This window comes from Clostridium sp. chh4-2, assembly GCF_002899675.1.
Taxonomy (GTDB): Bacteria; Bacillota; Clostridia; order Lachnospirales; family Lachnospiraceae; genus CHH4-2.
In genome coordinates, this window is the sequence record NZ_PKUU01000009.1 from 64,540 (window position 1) to 85,166 (window position 20,627).

Consider the following 20,627-nt stretch of genomic DNA (forward strand, 5'->3'; position numbering starts at 1 on the left):
GCAGGAATTATGAAAACAAAACAATTGGTTATTTATCGCAATTTTAAACATCAGCAGCTGTTTGACGACATGGCGGCGCTTTTGGCAGGAGAACCGGCGCAGAATGATTCGTTTGTATGCGCAAACCAGCTGATCGAACTGGCATCTACATATGGATTTGAAGGCAATCTTTGGCACTGCTTTCTGGCTTTCTGTATGGCAAATCACGAAAACGCCTACAGCACGGCCTGTGAGATCGTGGGCGAGGTCCAGGGCAGTTTAAATGACCTGGCAATGCAGGATTTTAAGATATTAAAACAGCTGTTTGATTATGAAATCCGCAGTCTCGACCGGGAAGGAACCGGAATCTGGAACAGCATGTCCTCTTACCGTGCGGCCAATGGAAACAGCAAGGTTTTCAACAAGAGAATCCGCGACCGGATCGTTAAGCTGGCCGTTTCTCTGGAGGAAGCGGAAGACGAGGACGTGTTCAAACAGGTGGTGACGGAATTTTACCGGGAGTTCGGCGTCGGCAAGTTTGGCCTCAACAAGGCGTTTCGGCTGGAAGAAAACCTGAAAGACGTGAATATCGAACCTATCACCAACGTGGAACATGTCTACCTGAAAGATATTATCGGATACGAGCTTCAGAAGAAAAAGCTGATTGAGAATACGGAAGCATTTATTAAGGGGAAAGCGGCTAATAATGCTTTGCTTTACGGAGACGCCGGAACAGGTAAATCTTCCTGCATCAAGGCCATTCTCAATGAATATTATGACCAGGGACTGCGCATCATTGAAGTGTATAAGCACCAGTTCCGCATGCTTTCCGATGTGTTGGAGCAGGTGAAGGACAGAAACTATAAATTTATCGTCTATATGGATGATTTATCATTTGAGGACTGCGAATCGGAATATAAGTATTTGAAGGCGATAATTGAGGGAGGATTGGGCAGAAAACCTAAGAATGTGCTGATCTATGCCACGTCCAACCGCCGCCATCTGATCCGCGAAAAGTTCAGCGACAAGAGAGAACTCCAGGATGAACTTCATGAAAATGATACGGTTCAGGAGAAACTGTCCCTGGCCGCCAGATTCGGCGTCAGCATCTATTTCGGCGCGCCGGATAAAAAACAGTTCCAGCATATCGTAAAGACCCTGGCTGAAAAATACAACGTGGTGATGCCTGAGGAAGATCTTCTGTTAGAAGCGAACCGCTGGGAGCTGAGCCATGGAGGATTGTCGGGAAGAACCGCGAATCAGTTTATCACCCATCTTTTAGGCAAGATGGACCTGTGATTTTATTAGGATTTTACATGGATTTTACATACATTTAATGAAACATATTTGCTAATCTGTTATGATGTAGGGCAATACGGTTGTTAATTTCCGGATACCAGGAGGAGGATTACTATGGCAGCGCACATGTTTGCAGCAATTGATGTGGGTTCATTTGAATTGGAACTGGGCATCTATGAGATCACTACGAAAAATGGAATACGGGAGGTAGATCATCTCCGCCATGTAATTGCCCTGGGTAAGGATACTTATAATACGGGGAAAATCAGCTATGAACTGGCGGATGAGACCTGTGCGGTGCTGGAGGATTTCGTCGGCGTCATGAAGGCATACGGAGTTACCGAGTACCGCGCCTATGCCACCAGCGCCATGAGAGAGGCCAAAAACAACCAGATCGTGCTGGATCAGATCCGTGTCCGCACGGGCATTGAGGTGAAGATTATCAGCAACTCGGAGCAGCGGTTTATCAGCTATAAAGCCATCGCCTCCAAGGCGGCTGAGTTTGATAAAACGATTCAGAAGGGCACCGCGATTGTGGACGTGGGATTCGGAAGCATGCAGATATCCCTGTTCGATAAAGAGGCTCTCGTGTCCACTCAGAACCTGATGCTGGGCGTTTTAAGAATCAGGGAATTATTTTCCACAATACCGGCCGAGGCGGCGGTTCATCAGAAGCTGATCGAGGAATTGGTGGATAACGAGCTGTTCACATTCCGCAAGATGTATTTAAAGGAGCGGGATATTAAAAATATCATTGGCATCGGTGAGAGCGTCCTCTATCTGGCAAAAAGGAGCGACGGCGAAAAGCCTGCAACCCGGATCAGCGCAGAACAATTCCAGAAGTTTTATGACCGGTTAATCGGCCTGTCCATCGATCAAGTGGAGGAGCGTTTCGGCGTAAATGAAGAATATGCGGCTCTTTTGCTGCCCAGCGCCATTATCTTTAAACGGATATTGGAGATCACGGGGGCGGAGATGTTCTGGGTTCCCGGAATCCGCCTGTGCGACGGAATCGTGGCGGAATACGCCGATGAAAAGAAGCTGGTTAAGTTATCCCACAATTTTGAAGAGGATATTCTGGTGGCGTCCCGCAACATGTCCAAGCGGTACAAATGCCACACCAGCCATATCCAGATCATCGAAAAATATGTGCTGGATATTTTCGATACGACAAAACGGTTTCACGGACTGGGACAGAGGGAGCGTCTGCTTTTGAGAATTGCAACCATACTTCATGACTGCGGCAAGTTTATCAGCATGAAAAATCCCAGCCAGTGCGCATATTATATCATCATGGCCACGGAGATCATCGGATTATCCCATTCGGAGAGGACCATTATCGCCAATGTGGTCCGCTATAACGTGGAAGAATTCGGATACAACCAGATCCGGTCAGGAGAAACCATTTTGATCGGAAAGCTGACCGCTATGCTCCGTTTAGCCAACGCTTTGGACAGGAGCCATAATCTGAAGCTTTCAGACTGCCGGATGGCGGTGAAAGGCGGCCAGCTGGTGATCACCACGGACAACAGCGAGGATATTACGCTGGAAGCCACATCATTTCTCCAAAAAGCGGATTTCTTTGAGGAAATTATGGGCATCCGTCCGGTGCTGAAACAGAAAAGGAGGGTATAGACCATGGCTGAAACAGATGCTAGATTTTTAAAACCTGAGAATTATGTAAACCGCGAGCTGAGCTGGCTGGAATTCAACTACCGGGTATTGAGCGAGGCCAGAGATAAAAGCCTGCCGCTGTTTGAGCGCCTGAAATTCCTGAGCATTACGGCATCCAACCTGGATGAATTTTTTATGGTGCGCGTGGCATCTTTAAAAGACATGGTGCATGCCAAATATGAAAAGCCGGATATCGCAGGGTTAAAACCGGCGGAACAGCTGGAAAAGATCAGCGAAAAAACGCACGAACTGGTAGGCGTTCAGTATTCCACCTATAACCGATCCCTTTTACCGGCTTTAAAACAGAACGGACTTCATCTGGTTACCAGTCACGAAGACCTGGATGAGCAGCAGGCCGCCTGGGTTGACCAGTATTTTAAAGAAAATGTATATCCGGTGGTAACGCCGATGGCGGTGGATTCGTCCCGCCCGTTCCCGCTTATTTATAATAAATCCCTGAATATAGCCGCTTTGGTGCAGAAGAAAAGCGGCAAGGGAGAACTGGAATTTGCCATGGTGCAGGTGCCCAGCGTGCTCCCGAGAATTGTGGAGATTCTGACAGGCGAAGGGCGCACCATCATTCTCCTGGAGGAGATCATTGAACGGAACATCAAGTCCCTGTTCTTAAACTATGATATAGTCTGCGCCCACCCATTCCGAATCATGAGAAATGCGGATTTGACCATTGACGAAGAGGAAGCGGAAGATCTTCTTCAGGAGATTGAAAAACAGCTGAAAAAGCGTCAGTGGGGCGAAGCGATCCGTCTGGAAGTGGAAGAAAAGGTGGATAAACGCCTGTTAAAGATCCTCAGAAAAGAGCTGGCTCTGTCGGCTGCCGATATCTTTGAGATCAACGGTCCTTTAGACCTTACATTTTTGATGAAGCTTTATGGATTAAAAGGGTTTGATCATTTAAAAACGCCCACATATACGCCTCAGCTGGTACCTGCTTTGATGAATGAGGACGATATTTTTACCAATATAAGAAAAGGGGATATTCTCCTTCACCATCCATATGAGACGTTCACTCCGGTGGTGGAATTCATTCAAACAGCGGCCCAGGACCCGGATGTACTGGCAATTAAACAGACATTATACCGGGTCAGCGGCAATTCTCCGATCATAGCTGCCCTGGCCCAGGCGGCGGACAACGGAAAACAGGTGTCCGTGCTGGTAGAGCTAAAAGCCCGTTTTGACGAAGAAAATAACATCATCTGGGCAAAGAAGCTGGAAAAAGCGGGCTGCCATGTAATCTATGGCCTGCTGGGCTTAAAAACCCACAGCAAGATCACTCTGATCGTGAGACGTGAGGAAGACGGCATCCGCCGTTATGTTCATCTGGGAACCGGAAACTACAATGATTCCACCGCAAAACTGTACACGGACTGCGGTATTCTGACCTGCCATCCCCAGATCGGTGAGGACGCCACTGCGGTATTTAACATGCTTTCCGGATATTCCGAACCGCTCAGCTGGAACCGTTTGTGCGTGGCGCCCATCTGGCTCCGCAAACGCTTCATGCGCATGATCCGCCGCGAAGCGGACAATGCCCGGAATAAGAAACCGGCCCGCATCATCGTCAAAGTCAATTCCTTATGCGACAAAGACATTATTGCGGCCCTTTACGAGGCGTCCTGCGCAGGGGTGCAGATCGATATGATCATCCGGGGTATCTGCTGTCTGAAGGCAGGAGTTCCCGGCCTCAGCGAGAACATCCATGTCCGTTCCATCGTAGGCAATTTCCTGGAGCACAGCCGCATCTTCTACTTTGAAAATGACGGTTCCCCGGAACTCTATATGGGCAGCGCCGACTGGATGCCCCGCAACCTGGACCGCCGTGTGGAGATCACCTTCCCGATCATGGACGAAAAGCTGAAAGAGGAAGTTTATCATATTCTGGACGTCCAGCTGAAAGACAACGTAAAAGCCCACCTTTTAAAGCCCGACGGCACCTACGAAAAAGTAGACAAACGCGGCAAAGAATTAATCTGCGCCCAGGATACCTTCTGCCAGGAAGCCATCCAAGCCGTCAAAGCAGAAAGAGTAAAAGCCGAACCTATTAACAAACGTGTCTTTCACCCGATAGAGAGTCATACCTAATATTCGAAGTTTGATTAATATTTAAAATAATACGGATAATTCCCACTCTAAGCCCGGGGCGTTAAAAACGGCAGATGCAGCAGCAGCTTCCGTTTTTCATGCCCCGGCTTTTTGTCTCCGTCAAACATCCCGAACCACAAATTTGTCCATATTTCTTCGCATTTTGACAGAAATTCCCTAGGTCTTTGTAATAAAAAAGTAAGGCAAAACGTATACTCTTGTGGTACACTATAGTGGAGAATGCTACAACCAGTCTGCGCTGCAGGCTGACAAAGGAGGAAAGGCTATGTCACAGATTAATATTCTGGTGGTAGACGATGAAAAAGAGATTGCCGAATTAGTTGAAATTTATCTGGTTAGTGATGGTTATAAAGTATTTAAAGCTGAGAACGCCCAACAGGGGCTGTCCATATTAGCGCATGAGGAGATTCACCTGGTGCTTCTTGATATTATGATGCCGGGAATGGATGGACTTGAGATGTGCAAGAAGATCAGGGAAACAAACAACATCCCGATTATCATGCTGAGCGCCCGTTCAACTGATTTAGATAAGATCTTAGGTCTTGGAACCGGTGCGGACGACTATGTGGTAAAACCGTTCAATCCTCTGGAATTGACGGCCCGGGTGAAATCACAGCTGAGACGCTACACTCAGTTAAATCCCAACAGCGCGGCCCATGAGAACGCGAAGAATGAGATCATTATAAAAGGACTTGTGATCAATAAAGATAACCATAAGGTTCTTGTGGATGACGAGGAGATTAAACTGACTCCTATTGAATTTGACATATTATATCTGCTGGCATCCAATCCGGGCAAGGTGTTCAGCACCGATGAGATCTTTGAGAAAGTCTGGAATGAGAAAGTATATGAAGCCAATAATACGGTTATGGTACATATCCGCCGTCTTCGCGGTAAGATGAAAGAAGACAGCAGACAGAGTAAGATCATCACTACCGTGTGGGGGGTAGGATACAAAATTGAAAAATAACGATATGAACCGGCGTTTCCATACCCGCGTAATTATGAACATTGTATATAGTGCGGTGGTCGCCTGCCTTGTGGAGATCTTTGTAGTGACCAATTTAGCCATGCTGGCCGATTACATGGAAACATCAGGGCGAACGAATTCCGTTATCATTCTTTTTAAATCCTCCGATATTTGGATTATTCTTTTATATGTGCTTCTGGGAATCAGCGTATTTTCCATCACGTTTCTTTTGCTTCAGGAGCGTTCCATGAAGTATATTTCCAAGATATCGGCTGCCATTCAGAACATTTCTGAAGGCGATTTAAACACCATGGTGGAGATTGTGGGAGATGATGAATTTTCCACTATGGCTGCCAATTTGAACAAGATGGTGGAGGATATCAGGGAGCTGATGGACAAGGAAAGGGAGTCGGAACGGACGAAGAACGAGCTGATCACCAATGTGGCCCACGATCTGAGAACCCCTCTTACATCCATCATAGGATATCTGGAACTGCTGTCAGGTAATGCGCCGATCCCGGCGGAGATGCAGAAGAAGTACATAAATATCACCTATACCAAGGCGAAACGTCTGGAGAAGCTGATTGAGGATCTGTTTGGGTTTACCAAGCTGAATTACGGCAAGATCTCCATGAAGCCGGCTCCGGTGGATATTGTGAAGCTTCTCAGTCAGCTGCTGGAAGAATTTTATCCTAACTTTACGGAGAAAAATCTGGCTTACGAGCTGCAGAGCAATGTTCCGGCCAAGATTATAACTGCCGACGGCAACCTTTTGGCCCGCCTTTTCGACAACCTGATCAATAATGCGATCAAGTACGGCGCGGAGGGTAAGAGAATATTAGTCAAGGTCCATGCTACCAATACTGTGGTGACCGTATCCGTGACCAATTATGGATATGTGATCCCTAAAGATGAACTTCCGCTGATTTTTGACAAGTTTTACAGAGTTGAGCAGTCGCGGTCAACCAACACAGGGGGAACCGGACTGGGACTTGCAATTGCCAAGAACATTGTGGATATGCACGGCGGACTTATTACGGTATCCAGCGATCTTACGGGAACTGTGTTCACTGTAAAACTGAAGGTGAATTTTGATGTTAATAAAGAAAATTTCGGCATACCGGGTGAGAAATAGTTTAATGGAGACAGAGATGAGCGATCAAATGAATAAGCAGAAAAAGAGGAAGACGATAGTTACCCTTTGCCTGGCAGCCGCACTCGTTGTGGCCGGGACCTTTTTGGTTTCTGCGTCGGAAACAGCTGCTGTGGGGATGGAACCTTCCCAGGCAGCTGCTTACGTATTGGGAGAAGAAGCCATAACCATGGAAGTGAATTACGGCTATGACAATACGGCAAAGGGCGGCAGGTATACGCCGGTTTGGATTGATCTTGCCAACAGCGCGGATCAGGCATTTGAAGGGAAGATCCAGATCCTTTCCATGGAATCGGATTATGAGATTTACAGGTATGAATATCCCGTGTCCATCGAGGCCGGCAGTTCGGTAAAAGAACATGTCTATATTCCTTTGGGCAACAGGGCGGACCAGCTGTTTGTCACGCTGGTCAATGGGAACGGGCAGAAAGTGGTGGAAAAGCGTCTGAAACTGAATGTCAGCCTGGATGTTTCGGAACTGTTTATCGGCGTGCTGTCGGATAAACCGGAACGGCTCAGCTATTTAAATGGAATCGGCGTGAGCTACAGCATGCTGAAGACGAAGACATTTAACCTGACAAAAGAGAATTTTCCTCAAGACGAGATCGGATTGGATCTGGTGGATGTGATCCTGATTACAAACTACCGGATACGGGACCTGTCGGAACGCCAGACCACGATTCTGATGGAATGGGTTAAAAACGGAGGTATTCTGATTCTTGGAACCGGAAACCGCGTGGATGATACCCTGGGGCGCTTTGCGCCGGAACTGCTGGATGATTCCTATGAGTTTCCCACTGTCATGTCGGTTAATATGGGCCTTGAATACGATACCAGCGGACCTCTTGATTCCAACATTGACATCCCGTGTGTGGATGTGTCCCTTCGCGGAGGCAATGTGATCTTTTCCGACGACCAGATGCCGCTTCTGTCGTCAGTCAGCCGTGAAAAGGGGATAATTGCAGTCGCTGCCTATGATTTTGTGGATATCGAGGGATTCTGCCGGGAAAATCCTTCCTATGTAGATAAATTATTTACAAATCTTATGGGAGAATCCAGGATTAACCGTTTGGCAGAGTCTGTTTACAGCGGAAATTCCAATCAGTATTGGTCTGTTAAGAGCATGATCAATACCGGCAATGTCGACAGGCTTCCGGAGATACCGCTCTATGTGATGGAGATCATCATTTACATTCTGTTAGTCGGGCCGGGGCTCTATATATTCCTGAAACAAAGGGATTTAAGAGAGTATTACCGGATGGGAGTTGTGGTATTATCCATATTATTTACCGGAATTATCTATCTGATGGGGAATAAGACCAGGTTTGAAGATACGTTTTATAATTATGCCAGATTTCTGGATGCTTCTGATGACGTGATAAGTGAATCCACGTTTATTAACATCAGAACGCCTTATAATAAGCCTTATTCTGTCAGCTTAAACCCGTCCTATTCCGTACGTCCGGTTACGAGGAGCTATTATTATGAGATGATGTCTTCTCCCACCAGATTTACAGGAACGGAGGACTACAACATCGCTATCAACTACGGACAGGATAAAACGAAGATTTCCGCCCAGAACGTAGTTGCATTTGAACCCAAATACTTCCAGCTGGAAAAGAGTGAGTACAATGAAAGCAAAATCGGTTTTACCGGAGAAGTGAAGCTGTTCGACGGTAAAATCAGCGGAACGGTGACCAATTCCTTCGGCTATCCGGTGGAAAATGCTGCGCTCATCATGTATGGAAACATGGTAATGCTGGGGGATATGCAGCCGGGCGAGACAAAGAGGCTGGACGGCCTTGAACTGATCTGTTATCCGGTAGGCCAGTCCTATGTGGTGGCAGAAGCCATTTCCGGTGGAAATCAGTATAAGAAAGCCGATATTGAAGACGAATATTATCTGGATGCACTGGAAAAGACCAATGCGTTAATATTCTATCTGAATAACTATATGACATCCTATACATCCGATGCCCGGGTGATGGGATTTGTAAAGGGGGAAGACAACCTGAATCTGACCCTTGACAGAGATTATGAGCACGATGGGTTAACGGTTGTGACATCGTCTATGCCGGTTAATTCCTACAGGGACCGGATGGTTTCCAGATCGGTGCTTATGAAACGGCCTAAGATTGTGAGCGGACAGTATGATCCGGACAGCAATATCCTCTATGGAATCGATCCGGTTGTGCTGGAATATTCATTGGGCAATGATATCGAAGTGGACCGGATTAAGCTCAACATGATTTCCGATCTGTTCCTGAGCAATGAGAAATACGGATATATGACGGCATTTTCCGGAAATATGTATTTTTATAATTATAATACAGGCGTTTTCGACCTTTTGGATAATCAGAAGACGGAATATACTGCGTCAGACTTGTCGCCTTATCTGTCTCCCAGCAATACCCTGACGGTAAAATATCTGTATGACAATACCAGCGAGTACAGCTGGAATATCTTGCTGCCTATGATTAATGTGATAGGGGAGGAACGATAATGCTTGAAATTAAAGGATTGAAAAAAAGTTATAAAAAATTCCCCGCCCTTGATGGATTGGACATGGAGATTAAGGACGGCGCCCTGTACGGCTTTGTAGGCCCTAACGGCGCCGGAAAGACGACGACCATAAAGATTATGACAGGCCTTTTGTATCCGGACAGCGGAACGGTTCTGATCGATGGAATTGACGCGGTGAAAAAGACGGATCAGCTGAAGGAAAAGATCGGATATATCCCGGATTTCTTCGGTGTATATGACAATCTGACAGTGATGGAATATATGGAGTTTTTCTCATCCTGCTACGGCATATACGGTCTGAAGGCCAGAAAACGGTATATGGCTCTGCTGGAACAGGTGGGGCTGGAAGAAAAAGTGGATTTTTATGTGGACGGTTTATCAAGGGGAATGAAGCAGCGGCTTTGTCTGGCACGGGCGCTGATCCATGATCCTTCTATCCTGATTATGGATGAACCTACGTCAGGTTTGGACCCGAGAACCCGTTTTGAGTTCAAGGAGATTCTCAATGAACTGAGAGAGCAGGGGAAGACCATTCTGATCAGTTCCCATGTGCTGTCCGAGCTGTCTGAGGTTTGTACGGATATCGGGATCATCGAGCAGGGAAAGATGGTTTTAAACGGAAGCATGAAAGAGATTTTAGCCAGAATCAATACCAGCAATCCGATTATTATCTCCGTTTACAGCAATCTTTCGCAGGCCCTGGCCGTTCTGCGAAGCCACCCTTCCGTGAAGACCATTACGGTTAAGGATCAGGACATTGTGGTGGGATTTTCCGGGGACAGGCACGATGAAGCTCTGCTTTTACAGCAGCTGATCGATGCGGATGTGCTGATTCACGGATTCGCCAGGGAACAGGGCAGCCTAGAATCCCTGTTCATGCAGATTACGGATCACGATGTAGAAAAGGTGGTGCTCGCTCATGAAAATTAATCCGGTATACCGCAGAGAAACGAAGGTGAGCACGAGAAGTTTCCGTCTGGCGCTTATTATATTGGTATTTAACGGAATTTTATCCGTAGTGGCCCTTCTCAATATGTATTCCGTAATTGAGCAGGTTAAGATCACTGCGGAGATTCAGTATTCCTCGTTTTTGGAGCTGTATGTATTTGTCGCGTCCATTGAATTTGTGCTGCTGATGTTCATCGTTCCGGCCATCACTTCCGGAAGCATCAGCGGAGAACGGGAACGTCAGACTCTGGATCTGATGATGACTACGAAGATGACGCCGGCTCAGATTGTGGTCGGAAAACTGGGAGCTTCCATCAGCACCATGTTTTTATTGATCGTATCCAGTTTTCCGGTGTTGGCGCTGGTTTTTGTATACGGAGGAGTGATGCCGTCGGATATTCTGATGCTTTTCCTGTGTTATGTGGCCGTAGCGCTGTTGGCAGGCAGTCTGGGCGTGTGCATGTCGGCCATATTCAAACGGTCCACGTTGGCGACTGTGGTGTCCTATGGAATTTTGATTCTGGTGGCGGCAGGCACTTATGCGATCAACGCGTTTGTTCTTGCCATGGCCCGCATGAATGTGGACAGCTATGCCAATACCATCGGAAGTGTGACGCAGCAGGCTAATTCAGGCGGTTTCCTTTATCTGCTGCTTTTAAATCCGGCCGTCACATTTTATGCGGCCATCAACAAGCAGGCGGGCAATAACCAGGCGGTTAACAATATCACCCAATGGTTTGGAGCCCATGAAGCCAATTTCATCACGCAAAACTGGATCTATATCAGCATTGGCATTCAGCTGGCGATTTCAGGGCTGCTGGTGCTGCTGGCAATTAAGGCAATTTCTCCTAAGAAAAAGGGAAGATGATAAGCAAAAGGGATGCTTTTAAGAGCGGACCGGAGCCGGGCTTTGTACGGCTTTGGTCCGCTCTTTCACGCTTTTATCTTCCTGCCTGGTCCCATCTCCAAACTTCCGTTTTCCCGGCGTGCCGGTGCAACTTTGATAAATAAACCAAGCCCATACTTTATGGTTTTAAATGGCTGAAAAAATCTTTTTGTGACGGACATTTGTAATTGCTATATTGACAAAACTTAATTTTAGTAATAAAATGGCAACATAACTTTACTGACAAAGGCGTCTGAGTGTATGCTCGCATCACTTAGGCTTTATTTGATTAAAGGGGTAAAGTTATAAAGAATAAAAGAGGAGAGAACGATTATGAGAAAAACACTGAAAAAGTTCATGGCGTTTGGTCTTGTAGTTTCTATGGTGGGCGCACTGACTGCTTGCGGCGGCGGTTCTAAAACATCACCTACGACAGCAGCAGGATCATCAACAGAAGCGGGGGCAACGACAGCGGCTTCAGGAGAAGCAGGAACAGAGGCAGCGGCCGACGGCGGCAACGTTTTAAACGTACATATTGATGTGGAAGTAGCTTCCATGGATCCTCAGGTAGCTACAGACGGTACTTCATTTGAAGTGATCGCTGCGATTACCGACGGATTATACGCTTTGGACGGAGACGGAAACCCGGTAGAAGCCATGGTAGAATCCGCAGAGAAGAGCGAAGACGGACTGACCTATACCTTTAAGTTAAAAGATGCGAAATGGTGGAACGGCACTCCGGTAACTGCAAACGACTTCGTGTTTGCATGGAGAAGAGCGGTAGATCCTAACGTAGCAAGTGAGTATGCATATATTATCGGCATCGCAGGCGTTAAAAACGCAGATGCCATTTCTGCAGGCGAGATGCCTTTAGAAGATCTTGGTATCTCTGCAGTTGATGATAAGACACTTCAGGTAGAGCTGGATGTGCCGGTGCCATTCTTTGAATCACTGATGGCATTCCCAACCTTCTACCCTGTTAATGAAGAATTCTTTACACAGTGCGGCGATCAGTTTGCAAGCACACCTGACACCATCCTTGGCAACGGTGCATTTAAGATGGTAAGCTATGAACCGGCTGCAACCACTATCGTATTAGAGAAGAACGCTGATTATTACGATGCCGACAAAGTTCAGCTGGCAGGCCTTAAATATCAGGTTATCAAAGATTCTCAGCAGGCGATGCTGGCATACCAGAACGGTGACCTTGACCTTGTAACCCTTTCCGGCGAGCAGGTTGAGCAGTTCCAGGCAGACCCTGAGTTCAAGAACATCATGGGAAGCTATTTATGGTATGTATCTCCAAACCAGACTGTAAAAGGTTTAGAGAACTTAAATTTAAGAAAAGCAATTTCTCTTGCATATGACAGAGAAGCTGTCTGCAACAACATTTTAAAAGATGGTTCCATCCCGGCTTACTTCAACGTGCCTAAGCTGCTTGCAACCAGTCCAAAAGGAACGGATTACCGTGAAGATGCAGGATCTGACTTCTACAACGAAGGCAAAGAGAAAGCAAAAGAGTATTGGGAAAAAGCAAAACAGGAACTGGGTGTTGATACGTTAACTTACACCATGGCAGTTGAGGATACGGAATCAGCAATCAACGTAGCTCAGTTCATTCAGGCTGAGATTCAGACTACACTTCCAGGCCTTACCATTGAACTGGAGCAGATGCCGAAAAAGACACGTGTTGAGAGATTACAGCAGGGTGAATATGAACTTGGCTTAACACGCTGGGGACCTGACTATGCAGATCCTATGACATATCTTGGAATGTGGATTACAAACAGCCCGAACAACTACGGTTTCTGGTCTAACGCAGATTATGATGCGATCATCCAGTCCGCTCAGAAGGGCGAACTCGCTACCGATGTAGAGAAGAGATGGGATGCCTTAATCGAAGCAGAAAAGATCGCAATCGACGACGTTGTTATCTGTCCTGTATATCAGAAGGGCAATGCGGTTATGCAGAGAACCGGTGTAGAAAATGTTGAATACCATTCTGTTGCAATTAACAGATACTTCAAGAATACTACAAAGAATTAATATAGTATCGGTCTGATAAATACTGGCTGAGCAGGATATCCTGCTCAGCCAGTTAATTGAAAGAGGAGTGAAAACAGTGAAAAAATATGTAGCAAAGAGACTTGGAATATCCGTTCTGACATTGTTAGCCATTCTCCTGATCCTGTTTTTGATGCTGGAATTTATGCCGGGCTCTCCATTTAACGATGAGAAGCTGAATGAGGCTCAGGTGGCAATTCTGAACGCAAAGTATGGTCTGGATAAGCCGGTCATTATTCGTTTTATTAATTATGTGAAAAATATGCTTACCGGTGATTTCGGAGTGTCCTATACCATTTCCAAGAATACTTCCATAACCACTCTTCTGGCAACCAGGCTGCCAATTTCTGTCCGCATCGGCGGTCAGGCAGTGCTGTTGGGAACGATTATTGGTTTGATTCTGGGCATCGTGGCAGCTTTAAAACACAATACAATTTTTGATACCATTACAACCGTTATTTCCGTTTTGGGCGTCAGCCTTCCATCTTATGTATTTGCATTAGCTTTATCCTATACCCTTGGATTCCAGTTAAAATGGTTTCCGCTTTTGTATCAGCAGGAGGCAGCGGTAAAATCCTCCGTTCTGCCCACGATTTCGTTATGTATGTTCACAGTGGCAACGATTGCACGTTTCACCAGAACCGAGATGCTGGATGTACTGGGTTCTGATTATATGTTATTAGCAGAGAGCAAAGGGCTTTCAAGCGGGCGTTTAATTGTGGTTCATGCCCTTAGAAATGCCTTAATTCCGATTATTACAGTGCTTGCTCCATTGATTGTTGGCCTGATGACAGGTTCTCTGGTTGTGGAAAAGATCTTCTCTATTCCGGGAATCGGAAGCCTTTTAGTTACTGCCATCCAGTCCAATGACTACAATGTTATTATTACCATCGCATTTATCTACAGTGCGATGTATATAGGTATCATGCTGGTTGTAGATATCCTGTATGGTATCATTGATCCTAGAATACGGCTTGCAAAGGGGGATGACCATGAATAATACCGAGAATACATACGAATTTCTCCCCAATGACTTTGAATTGGCATCAGATAAGAACATTCAGATTGATAAGGTTTATGAAGCCAAACCGCATTGGAAAGATGTACTGGATACTTTCATTCAGAATAAAGGCGCCATTGTGGGCCTGATCGCAATTATACTGGTGGTTATTATGGCAATTATAGGGCCGCATCTGTCCGGCTATACCTATGACGGCCAGATTATCGCAGAGCAGAACTTAGCTCCCCGCGTGCCGGGCCTTGAAAAGCTGGGAGTTTTCGACGGTTCTGAAACAATGCACACCTCCACCGGCAAAGTGGAAAATAACAACTATGTAAAGCTGGGACTGGATGATACGTATTACTGGTTTGGAAGCGACGTGCTGGGCCGTGATATCTTCACCCGTGTATGGGCCGGAACCAGAATCTCTTTGTATATCGCTTTGGTAGCCGTTATCGTGGATATGTGCTTTGGTATGAGTTACGGATTGATCAGCGGTTATTTCGGCGGCGCACTGGATAATGGAATGCAGCGTTTTGCGGAGATTTTAAACGGTATCCCTACGCTTGTTATCGTTACCCTTTTAATGCTGGTGTTAAAGCCCGGCCTTGCAACCATTACCCTGGCTTTGGCAATTACCGGCTGGATCGGCATGAGCAGGATCGCCCGGGCTCAGGTTTTAAAATTAAAAGAGCAGGAATTTATCCTGGCTTCCAAAACCCTTGGCGCCAGAGATTTCTATGTTATATTTAAAGAGATTCTTCCGAATATTTTCGGACAGCTGATCATTATGTCCATGTTCTCCATTCCGAATGCGATCTTTACGGAAGCATTTCTGGCATTTATCGGACTTGGCGTGCCGGCTCCGCTGGCTTCTTTGGGATCTTTAATCAGCGACGCATTTAAATCATTTACGACACATCCATATATGATCATTTCACCGGTTATCGTTCTGGCAGTTATCATGCTAAGCTTCAATATGCTGGCAGACGGCCTGCGTGATGCATTTGATCCTAAGATGAAAGAGATGTAAGGAGGAAATTATGGAAAAGAATAAAGTACTTGAGATCAGAGATCTGTCCATATCCTTTCAGACATCTGCAGGGGAGGTAAATGCGATCCGCGGCGTTAAGCTGGATCTCTACAAAGGGGAAACGCTGGCCATTGTCGGAGAGTCCGGTTCGGGAAAATCCGTAACGGTAAAAGCCATTATGGGAATCCTCAGCGGCAACGGCAAGGTGAACAGCGGAACCATCTTTTATACCAGCCAGAACGGCGGCGAGGAAGTCCGTGAGGATCTTTTAAAGCTTTCCAAGAAGGAGATGCGCCGCCGCATTAACGGAAAGAAGATCGCCATGGTGTTCCAGGATCCCATGACATCCTTAAATCCTACGATGACCATCGGCATGCAGATTATGGAAGGCATGATGTATCACTATAAGACGCCCAAGCAGGAAGCTTATAAAAAAGCTTTGAAGCTGCTTGAACTGGTTGGAATCACACAGCCGGAAAAGAGAATGAAAAACTATCCTCACCAGTTATCCGGCGGCATGAGACAGCGTGTGGTTATCGCCATCGCGCTGGCCTGCGACCCTGAGATTCTGATCTGCGACGAGCCGACTACTGCTTTAGACGTTACCATCCAGGCAAAGATTCTGGAACTGATTAAACGGATTCAGGAAAAAACGGGTATTTCCGTTATCTATATCACTCACGATCTTGGAGTTGTGGCTAAGGTTGCGGATTACGTGGCCGTTATGTATGCCGGAAAAATCGTGGAAAAAGGCTTGATCGAAGAGATTTTCTATGAGCCCAAGCACCCGTACACCTGGGGACTTTTATCCGCTATGCCGGATTTGGAAACCACCGACGAGAAGCTTTACACCATTCCGGGTACGCCTCCAAACCTGGTTGAGAAGGTGGAAGGGGATGCATTTGCGGTTCGTAACGCATATGCCCTGAACATCGATTACCGTTTGGAACCGCCTATGTTTAAGGTATCGGACACCCACTACGCGGCTACATGGCTTCTCCATGAGAAGGCGCCTAAGGTTGAGATGCCTGTGGAACTGAAGCACCGTATTGAAAGAATGTTAAGGGAGGCGAAGTAAGTATGGAAAATACAGCAGTTGACGTAAATGCTACCACCTCCGCAGCGCATGGAGAACAAAAACCGCTGCTTGTTGTCAGCAATTTAAAGCAGTATTTCAAAGTGAGCAAAAAGTTCACGGTAAAAGCGGTGGATGGAGTTTCGTTCCAGATTTATCCGGGAGAGACATATGGTCTTGTAGGGGAGTCGGGAAGCGGAAAATCCACCATCGGACGGTCCGTTATCCGCCTGTATGAACCAACGGCAGGCAAATTGGATTTTAACGGAGTTGATATATCCGGCAAGCTGACGCCGGAGCAGACAAAACATCTCCGCACCAAGATGCAGATGATCTTCCAGGACCCTATGGCATGTCTGAATCCCCGTAAAAAGGTATTGGACATCATTGCCCAGGGGCTTGATATTCATCATATGTACAAGGATTCTAAGGAACGGGAGGAAAAGGTCTATAAGATTCTTGAGATGGTGGGTCTTTCGAAAGAACACGCTAACCGTTATCCTCACCAGTTTTCGGGAGGACAGAGGCAGCGTATCGGAATCGCCCGCGCCCTCATTATGGACCCGGACCTGATCATTGCGGATGAAGCCATTTCCGCATTGGACGTGTCCATTCAGGCTCAGGTGGTGAACCTGATGAAGGAGATTCAGCGCCAGACAGGAACGGCGATCATGTTCATTGCCCACGACCTGTCCATGGTAAAATATATTTCAGACAGAATCGGTGTTTTACATCTGGGACACCTGGTTGAGACGGGAACCACGGAAGAGATCTTTTCCAATCCGGTTCATCCGTATACCATTTCCCTTCTGTCTGCCATTCCTCATCCCAACCCCAATGTTGAGAAGACGAGGACGGCGATCAGCTATGATTACAGTACCGCAGGAGTGGATTATAATGTGGGAACCCAGCATTTGATCGGCGGACAGCATTATGTTCTGGGAACAGATGAAGAAATCAAAAAATGGACTTCGGAGGCTTATCATGGCTGATATTAACATTATCAAAGATTTGTCCAATGCATTTGGACCAAGTGGATTTGAAGAGGAAGTATTAAAAGAGGTTAAGAAGCACTGTGAAGGATTGGAACTTAAAAATGACGCGATGAACAATGTTTACGCATCCATGCCCGGCAAAAAGGGCGGCCGTCCGGTATTCATGCTGGATGCCCATACGGATGAATGCGGGTTCATGGTTCAGGCGATTCAGGAGAACGGCCTTTTAAGTATCATCACGCTGGGCGGTTTTCATATGACCAGCCTTCCGGCCCATACCGTGATTGTAAGAACCGCTTCCGGAAGAAAGATCAAGGGAATTACGACCTCAAAACCGGTGCATTTTATGACTGCCGCACAGAAAGCGGATAATTCTCTGGCAATTGAAGACATCTTGGTGGATGTGGGCGCTGTCAGCAGGGATGAAGTGGTAAATGAGCTTGGAATCCAGGTGGGCGATCCGATTATGCCGGACGTTACCTTTGAATATGACGAAGAACGCGGCCTCTGCATGGGCAAGGCCTTCGATAACCGCTTGGGCTGCATGTGCATCATCGAGACCATGCAGGCGCTGAAAGAGGAATCGGATCAGCTGGCAGTTGACGTAGTAGGCGCATTCGCTTCCCAGGAAGAGGTGGGAATGCGCGGCGCGACCGTGACCGCCCAGCAGGTAAAACCGGATATGGCCATCGTATTCGAGGGTTCTCCGGCAGACGATTCTTACTTCCGCGTGGGAATCGCACAATGCTGTATGCGCGGAGGCGTTCAAATCCGCCATATGGACAACAGCTATGTATCCAATCCGGTATTCATCGAGTACGCTCATGAGATCGGCAAAAAATACGGAATCAAATACCAGGATGCGGTGCGCCGCGGCGGCAGCACAGACGCAGGAAAGATCAGCCTGACCAATCAGGCAGTTCCGGTTCTGGTTCTGGGAATCCCTTCCAGATACGTGCACAGCCATTATAATTTCTGCTCAAAAGAGGATATTGAATCAACCGTCAAGATGGCAGTAGAGGTGATCCGGGGACTGAACCCGGAAAAAATCGCTCACATCATGCGGCAGGATTTGCTGTAACACTAAATTGTTATTTAACGGGTGTGGCGAAAGGGTACGCCCGGAATCGGGATTCGGAGCCGGGAGACGAAGGCCGGAGGAGCCGTCCAGGCCGGGGAAGGAAGATGCAGCCAGATCGGATTCGGGATTCGCCCCTAAGAACAACGAGACTGTAAATAATTTTGTGTCCTGAGACCGATGATTTCGTTTGGTAAGAATTAGATATGTACATGAGGAAAGGCGAATTGTGTCGGTTATTCGTGTCGTTTTTACTTCCTTACTATTCTTACTATTAGTATTACCCGATTCCTGAAACTTATACGATTTTTTTCTATTTTTTTCCATCACAAATAAGCATTCAGGATACCATTTTTTTGAATGTAATGCCTACTCTTGGCTTCTTGATTAAATAACGGGAAAATGGTAATACTCTAAATGCTAATACAGTTTAGTTTGAGGCTGGCATAGGATGTCTTTCCTGCCAGCCTCATTTCCTTTTACATATATCGTTCCAGACGTTTCTCGTATACGATCAGTAATTGACCTAATACCAGATCCCAATTCGTATAACGCTGTGTCCACTTTTTCGTTACATTTTGACTTATTAAATACAGCATTTTTTCCAATGAACGGTCACTTGGAAACACGCTCTTCGTTTTGGTGGCCTTGCGGAATTGGCGGTTTAATCCTTCGATCACATTGGTTGTGTACATTATTCTCCGTATTTCATTTGAAAACTGGAAGAAGGCGCTTAAATCCGGCCAGTTTTCTTCCCAGTTTGAGATTGCATAAGGATATTTCTCTCCCCATTTCTCCTTTAAAGATGCCAGTGCTGCCAGGCCATTCTGTTCCGTGGATGCCTGATAGACCTTCCTGAAATCTGAGGCAAATTCCTTCCGGTCGTTATCATTGATATATTTAAAGGAATTACGCAACATATGGACAATGCAGCGCTGAACCTCAGACTGAGGAAACACCGCGTTGATCGCTTCTTTAAAGCCTGGAAGTCCATCCACACAGAAGAATAACACATCCTCAACTCCACGGTTCTTTAAGTCTGTTAACATTCCCATCCAGAACTTAGAGGTTTCATTTACCCCTACGGTTACACTCAGAAGTTCTTTATGACCGCTTACGTTTACCCCCAGGATGATATACGCAGCACGGCTGGCAATTCTGCCCTCATCCCGTACCTTGTAATGAATGCAGTCCATAAAAACAAACGGATACATCGGTTCCAATGGGCGGGATTTCCATTCCTGAAGTTCCGGAAGAATCCGGTCCGTAATCCGGCTGACCATTTCAGCAGACATTTCAATTCCATAAAGGTCCTGCAGCTGGTCATGAATGTCCCGTGTGCTCATGCCTCTGCTGTAGAGAGAGATAACCTTGCCTTCAATTTCAGACACATCCCTCTGGTATTTGGGTATGAGAACCGGCTGAAACTCGCTGTCCCTGTCCCGTGGAATTTCAACAGGGAATTCACCAAACTGACTTTTAAGAATTTTGGTAGAATGGCCATTCCGTTTATTGGATGTGGACCGTTTCCCCTTTTGATTTTTCTTATAGCCGAGAGAAGCATCCATCTCTGCTTCAAGAAGCTCCTGAAGAATGTCTTTAAAACTTTCCCTCATTAAATAATAGAGATCCGACACGCTCTGAATATCATTTTGTGTCAGAATTTGTTGAACTTGTTCCTTAGCAATCGCCATAAAAAGACTCCTTTCTGGTAAAAATTGTCATATCGTAATTCTTACCAAAAAGAAGTCATTTTTTTCCAAAAACACAAAATTTGTTACATAACCAGAACAACTAAGGCCCGTAAGGACAGAACAAGGCAGGCCGGC

General features: G+C 46.4%; 16 protein-coding genes. 15 read left to right on the top strand and 1 reads right to left on the bottom strand.

Annotation, left to right across the window (positions count from 1 at the left end; translation table 11 throughout):
- The first annotated feature begins 9 nt into the window (after positions 1 to 9).
- The 15 genes from C0033_RS11420 (at position 10) to C0033_RS27040 (ending at position 18,973) form a co-directional block, all read left to right on the top strand.
- Positions 10 to 1,278, top strand: a complete 1,269-nt coding sequence (locus tag C0033_RS11420) for an ATP-binding protein (protein ID WP_180994686.1) — start codon at positions 10 to 12, stop codon at positions 1,276 to 1,278.
- A 114-nt stretch (positions 1,279 to 1,392) separates the two neighbouring features.
- Positions 1,393 to 2,913: an exopolyphosphatase gene (locus tag C0033_RS11425; RefSeq protein WP_103228006.1), complete on the top strand. Its 1,521-nt coding sequence runs from the start codon at positions 1,393 to 1,395 to the stop codon at positions 2,911 to 2,913.
- A gap of 3 nt (positions 2,914 to 2,916) precedes the next feature.
- A complete protein-coding gene (locus tag C0033_RS11430) occupies positions 2,917 to 5,052 on the top strand; it encodes an RNA degradosome polyphosphate kinase (RefSeq protein ID WP_103228007.1) in 2,136 nt (711 codons plus the stop codon).
- A 286-nt stretch (positions 5,053 to 5,338) separates the two neighbouring features.
- The gene (locus C0033_RS11435; RefSeq protein ID WP_103228008.1) at positions 5,339 to 6,043 is read left to right on the top strand and encodes a response regulator transcription factor; all 705 of its coding nucleotides are present in this window, start codon (positions 5,339 to 5,341) and stop codon (positions 6,041 to 6,043) included.
- Positions 6,044 to 6,077: 34 nt separating this feature from the next.
- Positions 6,078 to 7,178: a HAMP domain-containing sensor histidine kinase gene (locus tag C0033_RS11440; protein WP_347501096.1), complete on the top strand. Its 1,101-nt coding sequence runs from the start codon at positions 6,078 to 6,080 to the stop codon at positions 7,176 to 7,178.
- Between the two features lie 16 nt (positions 7,179 to 7,194).
- Complete coding sequence (locus tag C0033_RS11445; RefSeq protein WP_146043759.1) at positions 7,195 to 9,699, top strand: hypothetical protein; 2,505 nt, start codon at positions 7,195 to 7,197, stop codon at positions 9,697 to 9,699.
- On the top strand, positions 9,699 to 10,649 hold the full coding sequence (locus C0033_RS11450; protein ID WP_103228010.1) for an ABC transporter ATP-binding protein: 951 nt from the start codon (positions 9,699 to 9,701) through the stop codon (positions 10,647 to 10,649). The genes C0033_RS11445 and C0033_RS11450 overlap by 1 nt, the downstream gene beginning before the upstream one ends.
- Positions 10,639 to 11,535 carry an ABC transporter permease gene (locus C0033_RS11455; protein WP_103228011.1) on the top strand — a complete coding sequence of 299 codons (897 nt, stop codon included), beginning with the start codon at positions 10,639 to 10,641 and terminating at the stop codon, positions 11,533 to 11,535. Before C0033_RS11450 ends, C0033_RS11455 begins: the two co-directional genes overlap by 11 nt.
- A 351-nt stretch (positions 11,536 to 11,886) precedes the next feature.
- The gene (locus tag C0033_RS11460) at positions 11,887 to 13,599 is read left to right on the top strand and encodes a peptide ABC transporter substrate-binding protein (RefSeq protein ID WP_103228012.1); all 1,713 of its coding nucleotides are present in this window, start codon (positions 11,887 to 11,889) and stop codon (positions 13,597 to 13,599) included.
- Between the two features lie 76 nt (positions 13,600 to 13,675).
- Positions 13,676 to 14,617: an ABC transporter permease gene (locus tag C0033_RS11465; protein WP_103228013.1), complete on the top strand. Its 942-nt coding sequence runs from the start codon at positions 13,676 to 13,678 to the stop codon at positions 14,615 to 14,617.
- On the top strand, positions 14,610 to 15,650 hold the full coding sequence (locus C0033_RS11470) for an ABC transporter permease (RefSeq protein ID WP_103228014.1): 1,041 nt from the start codon (positions 14,610 to 14,612) through the stop codon (positions 15,648 to 15,650). Before C0033_RS11465 ends, C0033_RS11470 begins: the two co-directional genes overlap by 8 nt.
- Positions 15,651 to 15,660: 10 nt before the next feature.
- Positions 15,661 to 16,728, top strand: coding sequence for an ABC transporter ATP-binding protein (locus tag C0033_RS11475; protein WP_207656871.1), 1,068 nt, complete (start codon positions 15,661 to 15,663; stop codon positions 16,726 to 16,728).
- A gap of 2 nt (positions 16,729 to 16,730) precedes the next feature.
- Entirely contained in the window at positions 16,731 to 17,717 is a 987-nt protein-coding gene (locus tag C0033_RS11480; RefSeq protein ID WP_103228016.1) for an ATP-binding cassette domain-containing protein, read from the top strand.
- Positions 17,710 to 18,801 (top strand): M42 family metallopeptidase, encoded by a 1,092-nt coding sequence (locus C0033_RS11485; protein ID WP_103228017.1) that lies wholly within the window; start codon positions 17,710 to 17,712, stop codon positions 18,799 to 18,801. The genes C0033_RS11480 and C0033_RS11485 overlap by 8 nt, the downstream gene beginning before the upstream one ends.
- A gap of 7 nt (positions 18,802 to 18,808) precedes the next feature.
- On the top strand, positions 18,809 to 18,973 hold the full coding sequence (locus C0033_RS27040) for a hypothetical protein (RefSeq protein ID WP_180994687.1): 165 nt from the start codon (positions 18,809 to 18,811) through the stop codon (positions 18,971 to 18,973).
- A gap of 304 nt (positions 18,974 to 19,277) precedes the next feature.
- On the opposite strand, the gene C0033_RS11490 is transcribed toward C0033_RS27040, so the two are convergent.
- Positions 19,278 to 20,492: an IS256 family transposase gene (locus C0033_RS11490; protein WP_103228018.1), complete on the bottom strand. Its 1,215-nt coding sequence runs from the start codon at positions 20,490 to 20,492 to the stop codon at positions 19,278 to 19,280.
- Positions 20,493 to 20,627: the final 135 nt, after the last annotated feature.